Origin of the sequence: Clostridium sp. TW13, from assembly GCF_024345225.1 — a bacterium.
GTDB lineage: Bacteria > Bacillota > Clostridia > Clostridiales > Clostridiaceae > Inconstantimicrobium > Inconstantimicrobium mannanitabidum.
Genome location: NZ_BROD01000001.1, coordinates 2,114,373 through 2,126,299 on the forward strand (window position 1 = coordinate 2,114,373; position 11,927 = coordinate 2,126,299).

Annotated in this window: 10 protein-coding genes; 4 read left to right on the forward strand and 6 right to left on the reverse strand. The window is 30.2% G+C overall.

What is annotated here, in order from left to right; translation table 11 throughout:
- The 4 genes from OCU47_RS10470 to OCU47_RS10485 form a co-directional block, all read right to left on the reverse strand.
- Positions 1–1,008 (reverse strand): ABC transporter ATP-binding protein, encoded by a 1,008-nt coding sequence (locus OCU47_RS10470; RefSeq protein ID WP_261828547.1) that lies wholly within the window; start codon positions 1,006–1,008, stop codon positions 1–3.
- Positions 1,009–1,020: 12 nt separating this feature from the next.
- Positions 1,021–1,944, reverse strand: a complete 924-nt coding sequence (locus OCU47_RS10475; protein WP_261828548.1) for an ABC transporter permease — start codon at positions 1,942–1,944, stop codon at positions 1,021–1,023.
- Positions 1,945–1,947: 3 nt separating this feature from the next.
- Positions 1,948–2,922, reverse strand: a complete 975-nt coding sequence (locus OCU47_RS10480) for an ABC transporter permease (RefSeq protein ID WP_261828549.1) — start codon at positions 2,920–2,922, stop codon at positions 1,948–1,950.
- A 93-nt stretch (positions 2,923–3,015) separates the two neighbouring features.
- Positions 3,016–4,905: an ABC transporter substrate-binding protein gene (locus OCU47_RS10485; RefSeq protein ID WP_261828550.1), complete on the reverse strand. Its 1,890-nt coding sequence runs from the start codon at positions 4,903–4,905 to the stop codon at positions 3,016–3,018.
- 490 nt (positions 4,906–5,395) lie between these two features.
- Here OCU47_RS10485 and OCU47_RS10490 point away from each other — a divergent pair, with 490 nt between their 5' ends.
- From OCU47_RS10490 to OCU47_RS10505, 4 genes are all read left to right on the forward strand, one after another.
- Positions 5,396–6,418 carry an ABC transporter substrate-binding protein gene (locus OCU47_RS10490; protein WP_261828551.1) on the forward strand — a complete coding sequence of 341 codons (1,023 nt, stop codon included), beginning with the start codon at positions 5,396–5,398 and terminating at the stop codon, positions 6,416–6,418.
- Positions 6,419–6,501: 83 nt separating this feature from the next.
- Positions 6,502–7,266: an ABC transporter ATP-binding protein gene (locus tag OCU47_RS10495; protein ID WP_261828552.1), complete on the forward strand. Its 765-nt coding sequence runs from the start codon at positions 6,502–6,504 to the stop codon at positions 7,264–7,266.
- Positions 7,256–8,053, forward strand: a complete 798-nt coding sequence (locus tag OCU47_RS10500; protein ID WP_261828553.1) for an ABC transporter permease — start codon at positions 7,256–7,258, stop codon at positions 8,051–8,053. The genes OCU47_RS10495 and OCU47_RS10500 overlap by 11 nt, the downstream gene beginning before the upstream one ends.
- A 70-nt stretch (positions 8,054–8,123) precedes the next feature.
- The gene (locus OCU47_RS10505; RefSeq protein ID WP_261828554.1) at positions 8,124–8,960 is read left to right on the forward strand and encodes a tetratricopeptide repeat protein; all 837 of its coding nucleotides are present in this window, start codon (positions 8,124–8,126) and stop codon (positions 8,958–8,960) included.
- Between the two features lie 190 nt (positions 8,961–9,150).
- Here OCU47_RS10505 and OCU47_RS10510 read toward each other — a convergent pair whose 3' ends face one another.
- Both OCU47_RS10510 and OCU47_RS10515 read right to left on the reverse strand, forming a co-directional pair.
- The gene (locus OCU47_RS10510; protein ID WP_261830616.1) at positions 9,151–11,316 is read right to left on the reverse strand and encodes a type IA DNA topoisomerase; all 2,166 of its coding nucleotides are present in this window, start codon (positions 11,314–11,316) and stop codon (positions 9,151–9,153) included.
- Positions 11,317–11,436: 120 nt separating this feature from the next.
- Entirely contained in the window at positions 11,437–11,916 is a 480-nt protein-coding gene (locus OCU47_RS10515) for a TspO/MBR family protein (RefSeq protein WP_261828555.1), read from the reverse strand.
- Between the last annotated feature and the right edge of the window lie 11 nt (positions 11,917–11,927).

An 11,927-nucleotide genomic window follows, 5' to 3' on the forward strand; every position in this document is an offset into this window, starting at 1 on the left:
TTACTTAGTACATTCTACTTCTTCTGCATAAGCATAGCACCTTGTGCATTGCTTATTGCTTATTTCATATAATTTTTCAGTTTTCTCTTTGTCACCAGAGCATTCTTTTCCTAAAAATCTGTAGCAACGAGCAGAAAACTTGCAGTTTTTGAAATTCTCCAACAAATTAGGAGGGTTTCCTGGTATAGCCTTACGTTCAGTAATATCATCATGTAATGTAGGTATCGCATTTAGCAATCCTTTTGTGTATGGATGTGAAGGTTCATTAAATACATTTGCAACATCTCCACATTCAACAATTTCACCGGCATACATAACTGCAATTCTATCAACTACTTCTGAAATAATTGAAATATCATGAGTTAAAAATACTAAAGTAATTCCTAACTTTTGATGAATTTCCTTTAACAACTCCATAATATACCATTGAGTTATTACATCTAAAGCTGTGGTTGGTTCATCAAGAATTATTATTTTAGGATCTAAGATAAGACTTAAAGCAATTAATACTCTTTGCTTCATTCCTCCACTTAACTGATGTGGATAATATTCTAATACACTTTTATCTAACCTAACATACTTTAAAACTTCTTCTGCTTTTTTTATTATTTCATCTTCTTTTACTTTATCAGAATGAGCATATACTGTTTCTAAAAAATGCTCTCTTATTTTAAGCACAGGATTTAATGCATTTTGAGCTGCTTGAAAAACTGTTGCTATCTCACTCCATCTATATTGCATCAATTCCTCTTTTGGAAGATCTAATAAACTTACTTTTTTATCATCTTCTGTATAATAAATTACCTCTCCATTACTAATCTTTCCAGGAGCTTGTACCAAATCTAAAATACCAGAAGCTAAGGTAGACTTTCCACTACCACTTTCTCCTATTACTCCAAGAATTTCTCCTCTGTTTATTGTAATAGAAACATTATCACAAGCTTTTAACTTCCCACCCTTAACTTCAAATTCTATTGATAAGTTCTTTATCTCAATTAATGGTTTCACTATTCTCACTCCTTATTTACGTAGTCTTGGATTTAATGCTTCATCTAAACCATTAGCAAATAGATAGCATCCTAATTGGAATAATAATATTCCGATTATTGGTGTAACAAAATAAACTATTGGTCCTAATCCACCATATAAAACTGCTGATTGAGACATAGCCATTTGTATCATCATCCCCCAATGACTACCTTGGAATGGAACTAAACCTAAAACCATTAATCCAACTGATGTCATTATTGCGCCTTTCATTATGGCAATAAAATTTATTGCTATAAAAGATATTATGTTAGGAATAACATCCTTTGTTATTATATTGAAAGAACTAATTCCCATAAGTTTACTTACTTCTATAAACTCTTTATGTTTTAATACTAATACTTGAGACCTAATAGCTTTAGCTAATCCTGCCCAAGACCATATACTTAAAACCAGACCGAATAAAATATCATTACTTACATTTATAACCATTGAAAGAACCATTGTTACTGGAAAGCTTGGCATTGTTAATACAATATTAGTGATAAGCATTAAAGTAGTATCAGTTTTTCCACCAGCTAATCCTGCAAAAATCCCTATAGCGCATGCAAATACTATAGAAAAACAGGCTGCATAGAAAGCTACTAAAAGTACATCTCTTGATCCATGGACAAATTGACATAGTATATCTCTTCCTGCATAATCTGTCCCTAACCAATGGTCTGCACATGGTTCAAGCAATCTATTTAGATAATTACTTTCTGGTGCAGGAACTAACATAGGCCCAAAAATTGATAATAGAAGGAAAAATACTAGAATAAGAAATCCAACTCTAGACATTTTATTATTCCAAATTACATTGAAAAATTCTTTAACTGTTGTCAAAAATTTGCCGTCTTGTTCATTTGTTTTAGTAATTGTGGTTTTATTTTTATTTAGATTTACTGCATTATTCATATCTTATTTCTCCCTTAACATTGGATTTAATTTTACATATAAAAATTCAGCAATTAAACTTGACAATAACACCATTACTATAATCATAAGGAACATACCTTGCATTAAAGGATAATCTCTTCTAGATATTGCAGTAGATAGATAATATCCTACTCCTGGGTATACAAATAAATTTTCAATTAATGGTGATCCACCAAACATCATACCAAAAGATATAGCTACACTAGTTACCATAGGTAGCATTGCATTTCTTCCAACATAATTAAATATTATTCTTCTATTTGATAGACCTCTTGCCCTAGCATAATTTATATAGTCTTCTCCTAAAACTGATAAACAGTTTGCTCTCATTCCCATTATCCAACCTGCTAGAGTTGTCATGAAATATGCTAATATAGGTAAAGCTGCGTGCTTTAAAACACTTCCTATAAAAGTGGCATTAAACCCTGCTTCCACTGCAGAATCATATGCCCCTTTGGATGGTAACAAGCCTAATCCAACTGAAAATATTACTATTAATAAATAAGCTACAATATAATCTGGAATTGATCCAATTATTGCTTGATATCCTGTAATTATTCCATCCCAAACTTTACTTCTCTTCCAGGCAATATAAATACCAAGAATAGTTCCTACTGCAAAAGATAATAATAATGAAATACTACAAACAAGTAATGTCCAAGGTAATGCACCTAATACTATTTTTGTTACAGGTTCTTTAAATGACATTGAACTTCCTAAATTTCCTGTTGCAATTCCTTTAACATAAGTAATAAATCTTTGAATTACTGGTTCATCTGGATCATAGTTTAACGCCATTTTGGCTTTACTAAGAGCTTGATCATATGGCATTTGAGTGCTTCTCATATAATCTTGTGCCAATACATTAACTGGATTTCCTGGCATAGCTTGTATTACAAAGAAAACTAATAATAATGAAGCTAGCATTGTTAGTACGCAAGTTATTATTTTTTTCATTATTAAGTACCCCCTCCTATTAAATTATGCTATCCCAAAAATAGTTTTTACTTTAAAAATTACTTTTGGGATATGCATAAATACCTATTTCATCTATTTAACGAAATATATTTTTTCTCCTCTAATCATTTTTCCAATAGAAACATTTAGCATTGCTCCCCAATAGAAATCTTTTATTTCTTTTCCTGTTTGAGCCTCTGCTAATGAAAGCTTTGGATCGTAAATTCTAGTTATTACGAATTTTTCTGTTACTGGAATATACCACATATTATCATTAAAGAACTTTGCAAATGCCTTTGTTTTTTCTGTAATTTCTGCTGCTGTAGCAGCATCAAATAATTCAGTTTCTTTTTCACTATACTTAAAATCTTCGTTTGTCTTTTCATCTTTAAATACTAGTCCACCACTTGTTGGGAACTTAATATTATTCATCTTTCCATACCACCATATTCCGTCATATGCTTCAAATGGATGTTGAGTACTTGAAGGACTTCCGAATCCACTGATAACCATTTGGGCATCTCCTGACATTGAATAGTCATTATAAGCTGCTGCTTCTTTAGGAGTAAATGTTGCATTTAATCCAAAATCTTTTAACATATTTGCTGCTGCTTCACCCATTATTACATAAGCTGGATATTCTCCTACTCCGGCAATCTTTATTTCTGGAGATTGACCATTTGCATCAACCCACTTATTTCCTTGTTTCTTCCAACCAGCAGATTCAAGTAATTTCTTTGCCTTGTCCTTATCCATTGTATAATTTTCTAAAGTATTAAGGTAAGTTTTGTCTAAGTACTTATCTCTTACTGTTGGAGGTAACCCTACTGCATATTCATCTCCAAGTCTCATACCTGGTTCGGATACTGGTGCTATTTGCTTCTTATCAATAATATATGCTATAGCTTTTCTTACTGCTAAATTGTTAGTAGGAGCCTTATTAACATTAAATGCGAAACCAAGCTCACTATATTCTGGTGCTTCAACTTGTCTAATAGTATCACTATTTTTTTCAACTACTTTTTGAGCCAAATCTGGCGATAATCCCATATTTTCTATTGTGTAGTCTTTGTTCATAATTGCTACTGCTGTAGATTCTGTACTTGTTGGTCTAATTCCTCTTACTTTCTCAATTGGAACATTTATTCTATAGTAAGGGTTTTTCTTGAAGATAATTTCTGAAGATGTAACTTTTTCTGGTACGAATGGTCCTGAACATAATATTTTAGTTAAGTCAGGTAAATATTTGTACATATCATTGTTAATCTCACTTTGTTTCTTATCTCCATCCTTAGTGAATTTATATCCACCTTTATCATCTTTTTCTCTCATAGTTTCAAATACTTTTTGAAATTGAGATCCCCACTTACCATATTCTTTCTTTGAATATTTAACTTCAAACTTTAATAAATAATCTAACATCAAAGTTGAGTCTTTGGCATATTTAATTTCTATTGTTGTATCATCTTTTTTTGTTATACTTTCTGCATAATATGCAACTTTATTTACAGTCATATTTACGAATATATCATTCATAATATCATCTGCATTTAAAGGACTACCATCACTCCACTTCAAATCCTTTTTTAAATTTAAAGTTAGAACCTTATTTTCAAATTTATAACTATCTAATAATGATGGTTTAAATGTTTTTTCTGGCTGCGCACTATAGTCGCATAGATAATCATATATCAATGGAACCATAGACCAATCTGGTCCACCATTTACTGCTGGGTTACCATGAGTTGCTGGTGGTGGAGTAAAGGATACCATTGTAGTAAGAGTCTTTCCTGTTCCATCCAATTTTTCTCCGTCAATTTTAGCGTTGGTTAGCTTTGTCTTTATACTTATAATTTTATTTTCTATTTGTGAATTGTCAGTAGGCTTATTACTACCTGTTTGTCCACATCCAAAAAGACTTGTAGCACACATTGCTAAAGTCATCCCTAAGGCAATTTTTTTAATCAGCTTGTTCTTTTTCATAAATTCCCCTCCACCATATAAATATGAGTAACAACATTAAGTTATCGATAACTTTACTGTGATTGTAATCCTTTTCTTAGAGGAAATAAATAGCATTTTTTTATATTTATTTGCATTTTTTCATGTTATTATAATCTCTTAACTTTTATATTATCTTACACTAATAGAAGTATAATACTACTTTAGTGTAAAAATTAGTAATTTATTTATTTTATTACATTATAAATATCACTTATTCAGTTTAAAAGTTTAGAAATTAATAACATTATTTCATTTCCTTCAACATCTAACTATACACATTTTTATTAATAACCTTATTAGTAACTTTATTGATATACTCATCTGAAACTTTGTTACCTAATAATCTAAAGTTTTTCTTCATAATATATACCTTTTATTAATAAATTTTGTAATCACTTGATTGTCCATAACATTTTTCAATTAATTATCATATTATACAACATAAATATTTATCAGGAGATGCACTTAATTGAAGAAAAAATCTAAACTACTTGTTTCTTTATCTTTAGCATTTGTTCTAGCTGCATCCTTAGTTAGCTGTGGAAATAAAAAAACTTCATCAACTACTACTGTTCGTTTAAATGAAGTCACACGTTCAGTATTCTATGCTCCTATGTACGTAGCAATGAATGAGGGATTCTTTAAAGATGAAGGCATAGAAATCGACTTATCTACTGGTCAAGGTGCTGATAAAACTATGCAACAGGTTCTATCAAAAAATGCTGATATAGGATTTTGTGGTCCTGAACAAGTTATGTATATTTACAATCAAGGCCGTGAAGACTACCCAGTAGTTTTTGCTCAACTTACTCAAAGAGATGGTTCATTTTTAGTGGGCAGATCTGAGGATAAGAATTTTAATTGGGACTCCATTCGTGGAAAGAGCATTATAGGTGGAAGACCTGGAGGGGTTCCTGAAATGGCGTTTGAATATGTCCTAAAGAAAAATAGCATTGATGTAAAAAAAGATATTAAACTAATCACAAATATCTCTTTTGCCAATACTGGTGGTGCTTTTAAAGGAGGTCTTGGTGATTATGTAACATTATTCGAGCCAACTGGTTCAATGCTTGAAAAAGAAAAGTCAGGTTATATAGTATCCTCAGTAGGCGCTGAAGCTGGCTCACTACCTTACACTTGCTATTTTGCTACTAAGTCTTATATTGATAAAAACAAATCAGTAGTTGAAAGTTTTACAAAAGCTATACATCGTGGTCAACTTTGGGTTCAATCTCATAGTGATAAAGAGGTGGCAACATCCATTAAAAGCTTTTTCCCTGGTACAGATATCGATTTACTAACAAATGTCACAAAAAATTATAGAGATATAAAAGCCTTTGCTGAGACTCCAAGTATTAAGGAAGAAGACTATAATAGACTAATGGATATTATGCAATCTTATAACAAATCTTTACTTCCAAAACGTCCTGATTTTAAAACAATAGTAAACAATGAATTTGCTGATAAAGTAACAAAAGATGTTACTAAATAAGTTTCCTTTTAATTTGGAGTGAATGTTTGTACTTTAATAATAAATGTTCACTCCTGATTTTAAAATTAAGGAGGTGAGCTCTTTTGAATTATTTAGACATTAAAGATATAAAAATGAATTATCATTCACAAAAAGGTATAACAGAAGCTTTAAAAGATATTAATTTTGCTGTAAATGAAGGGGACTTTGTAAGCATAATAGGTCCTTCAGGTTGTGGTAAGTCTACCTTACTAAATATCATAGCCTCACTAATATCACCTTCTTCTGGCAAGATATTATATAAAAATGAAGATATATCTCTTCATAAGGATGTTCTTGGATATATGTTTCAGAAAGATAATCTTTTCGAGTGGCTTACAATTTGGGAAAATATCTGCTTAGGCCTTAAAATCAAAAAAAATCTATCAAAAGACAAAAAACAAGAGCTAGAAAATATGCTAAATATTTATGGTCTATCTTCGTTTAAAAAGCATCATCCAAGTGAACTCTCTGGTGGCATGCGTCAAAGAGCTGCACTTATCAGAACCCTTGCCTTAAGTCCAGAAATATTATTGTTAGATGAACCTTTCTCTGCCTTAGATTATCAAAGCAGATTAAAGGTATGTGATGAAATTTCAAGCATAATTAAACACGAAAATAAGACAGCAATAATGGTTACTCATGATTTATCTGAGGCTATTTCTACATCATCTAAAATAGTTATACTTTCAAAAAGGCCATCAACAATAAAGAAAGAAGTTTCTATAGATTTTCCAACAAATCTTTCTCCTTTGGAACGTAGGGATCATCCTAAGTTTGGAGAATACTTTAATATTCTTTGGAAGGAGCTTGATGTAAATGATGACTAAAGAACAAGAACATCTTACATTTTTAAAACAACAAAGAAATTACAAAATAAAATTATGTTTAACTAGAATTTTTATCTTAATATTCTTTGTAGTTTTGTGGGAAATAGCAGCAGACCAAAAGTGGATAGATCCCTTTCTTACATCAAGTCCCTCTAGAATACTAAAGTCCGCATTACAATTTTATGTAGAAGGTACTTTGATTCGTCATATTTGTATTACTTGCTTTGAAACAGTGGTTGGATTTCTACTAGGAACTGTTTTAGGTGCAATAATTGCTACAATACTTTGGTGCTCAAATTTTGCATCTAAAGTTGCTGAACCATATTTAGTTGTATTAAATGCTCTTCCTAAAATAGCACTTGGTCCTATAATAATATTTTGGGTTGGAAATGGTATAACAGCAATTATAGTAATTACATTACTCATTTCCATAATCACCACTATAATTAGCATTTTAGCTGGCTTCTCTGAAATAGATTCTGAAAAAGTTAAACTTATGCAGACTTTTGGTTCTAGCAAATTCCAAATGCTGATAAATCTAATTATCCCTGCATCTATCCCTACAATAATGTCTGCGCTAAAAATCAATGTAGGACTTTCTTGGGTAGGCGTAATTATAGGTGAATTTTTAGTAGCTAAAGAGGGTCTAGGATTTCTAATTGTGTATGGTGGACAAATATCTCAACTTGATATGGTAATGATGAGTATAGTAATACTTTCATTAATCGCCTATATAATGTATAAGGTTGTTGAATTAATAGAAAAAAGAATTAAAACCAAATATTAGTTTGAAACTCCCCGTAGAAACTGTATAATATTAAAGTAAGTATTATATTATTTTTAGGGGGATTTGATAAATGAAATCATTAAATAAATCTATATTATTATTTGCTTTAATAATTGCAGCAGCTGTTTTTTTTATAATTATTAAACAACCATTGATTTCTATTTTAATTTTAGGTGTATATATAATTTGTAAATTCTATATAAGAAAATATGTAAGATTATCTAGAAAAGCTAACAGAGCCTACTTAAGTAAAGATTATAAAACTGCTCTAACACTTATTGAGGAAGCATCATTAATTCCTACTTGTAATGCTAAAACAATTAGCAGTTTTGTTTTTTTAACACTTAAACAAGGTTCACCTGATAACCTCTTAGAAAAAATCGATGCTATTTTAGCTAATAATACCACTTTGAAACAAAAGGATAGAAATTTTATAGAATTGCATAAAGCCTTAGTCTATTGGAATATTAATGACTTAGATTCAGCTTTAAAAATTGCTGAAAATATCTACAAAATTGATAAAGAACCTTTTACTTATGAACTTTATGGATTTTTCCTTATTCAAAAAGGTGACCTTGAAAATGCTTTTAATATAAATTTAGAGGGAACAAAGATTCCTAATTCAACCAAAGTTATTACAACTAATCTTGGAGAAACATATTTCAGACAAGGTGAAATTGATAAAGCTGCAGATATATTCACTTCTCAAATCAAGGAAAAAGTAAAGTTTGTGGAGCCACACTATTACATGGGAGTTATTCAACATATGCGTGGAGAAGATGAGACTGCTTTAAGAACTCTTGAATCTGCTTTATATTGTCCTAAGAGTTTATTAACTTCCATAAGTGCTGAAGATATAAAGAATAGAATTTTTGAAATAGATCCTAACTTTAAAATTGAAGATTAATTTTTTATTTAATCATTTTATTTAAATTTTATTATTAGAAACTGATGTAACTGTTTACTTTATATACTTCATTGACTATCCTGCATTTTACTTATTTTTTTCAAAGTGATACACTTAATATTATTATAGTACTTAACGTTGAAAAAGGAATCCTCAATCTCTTGGGATTCCTTTTTTATTTTAAGATACCTTATATAAATTCTAATTCCCATTTATAATATCCGGATTTTTCATCCTTATTATACTTAAAATAGGCTGAAAATGAGTTTCCTTTCTTACTTTTTAAATTTCTAAACCCCACCTTCCCATTTTTTAACAGCAAAATTATCATTTCTTTCGATACTTTTTTGCCAAAGGAAGCTATATACTTATCATCTTTCCAAATGGTGAACTTGCAGCCATTTTTCCAATTAGTGCATCCAAAACTCTTTTCACCTTCCACCACAGGATTGCCGCATTCAGGACACTTTCCAAGGTCTTCTGCTCCTTCAGGAAGCTTAACCTTTATCTTACTCAACATAGACGTATCTGATTTAATTAACCCAACAGAACGATTTGTAAAATCATAAATAAAATCCAGAAAATCTTTCTTGTTAAATTTCTTTTTTTCTATATCTGCTAAGGTTTTTTCCAATTTTCCTGTATACTCTAAATCAAGTAAATCTCTAACTGGAAAGATTTCAACTATAGTTTTTCCTAACTCTGTGGTAGTAAGACTCTTCCCTTTAGGCTTAATATATCCTATATCTTTCAATTTCTTTATAGTTTCTGCCCTTGTAGCAGGAGTGCCGATGCTATATCCGCTAAGTATAGCATTCATCATTTCATCGGAATCCTCTTCATCGTTAACACTTTTACCACAAGTCTCCATAACTCTTAATAAGGTCTTTTCTGTGTGAAGCTTTGGTGGCTTTTTAGTTACTGCATTTACTTTACTATCTGTAACATCTACAAACTCATTGCAATTAACCTGTGGTAATATAGTATCTTTAGTTTCAATCTTTTCTACTACACGCCATCCTTCTACAATTTGCACTCTACCTTTAGCTATGAATATACCACTGATATCTTGGTTATGCACCTTTAATGTAATTTTTGTTTCTTCAAACTCAGCAATTGGCATAAACTGCATTATAAATCTATTCCTAATAGCTGAATATACTATTTCTTCATCCTTACTCAAACTCGAAGGTTTGATATAAGTGGGAACAATTGCACTATGACTCTCTACCTTTGAGTTATCAAATATTCTCTTTGTCTTTATAAACTTAATTTGATTTTCATAAGGCAATCCTTTTTTTAATGTTTCTAGTACTTTTCTCGTCCTATCTTCAAGACTTTCTTCCAAAACAATACTAGCTGTTCTAGGATAAGTAATAAACTTCTTTTCATAAAGGGATTGTGCCACCTTTAAAACCTTGTCAGAAGTCCAGCCCTTATACTTACTAGTTATGTGTCCTTGAAGGTTAGATAAGTTAAAAAGATAAGGAGGATATTCCTTTTTCTTTTCTGTTTGCTTATCAACAATTTCTGCATTTTTATCTTTTAATATTTCACTAATTTTGTCTAGATACTCTTTCAATTCAAATTTTTCTGAATCATTCTCATAATATGTAGCTTCAAATTCTTCTAAAGATTTAGTTTTAAATGTTCCAATCAATTTATAATAAGTACTAGCCTCAAAGTTTTCTATTTCTTTATCCCTATCATAAATTATTTTTAATGTAGGTAACAATACCCTGCCTATATTCAAGATTTGATCTGATTCACTCAATTTATACTTTAATGTAGTAACAGAAGTAAGATTAATTCCTATAATCCAATCAGTCCATTGTCTACTAATACCTGCATCCTGTAATGGCTGCATTTCTGTATTAGGCTTTAAATTAGCCATTCCTTTCTTAACTTCATCTGCTGTCCACTCATTTAATAGTAATCTATAAATTGGCTTTTCCACCTCAAGATATAGAAAGATCTCATCTGCTATTACTTGACCTTCTCTATCATAGTCGGTTGCAGAAATTATGCCATCTACTTCCTCCCTATCTATCAATGATTTTAATATACCAATTTGCTTTTTAGCTCCTGCATCAATGATATTTCTATTGGCTCCATCCTGTTTAATCTTATATCTAAATTCTAAAGGAATAAAAGGGAACCTATCCATTCTCCAACTCTTCATATTTTCATCGTAATCTTTTGCATCAAAAAGTTGCAGTAAATGACCAAATGCCCAAGATACTATAAAATCTTTCCCTTCAAAATAACCATCTTTTCTAGAATTAATATTTAATGCATCTGCAATATTTTTAGCAACAGATGGTTTTTCTGCTATTATTAATTTCAACTTTTTCACTCCATTCAATGGATTTTAGCACTGCTTTTAACAAATATAAGGTTATCTCAAACTTTTTTGGTTTAAGATAACCCCAATGCTTACTAACCTATAATATATTATACTACAAAACTTAAAAAATTACATTTCATTTAACATCCAAATAAAATAAGATAATACACTTGCATAAATCAACCATAATAAATACGGTACTAATAGCAAACCAGATACCTTATCTGTCTTGAAAAACTTATAAAATAATATTCCTACTAAGATAGCTAAAAATACTGCAAGTAAAAAACTAATTCCATATAATCTTAATCTAAAGAAAATAAAGCTCCATACAAAATTAATTATTAGTTGAAAATAATATAATAAGTTAACTTTTAAATTATCTGATTTTGTTTTATGTTTATATATATTGTAGGATATACCCATTAGTATATATAATATTGGCCATACCACTCTAAAAATCCATGATGGTGGAGCAAAACTTGGTTTTATTAACTGCCCATACTGTTGCCCTGAGTTTGTAATAAGAAATCCAATAATTAACCCACCTGCTAAAGGTATCAAAATATCAATTATTAATTCACCAATTCTATTTTTTTCATTATTCATACAATCACCTA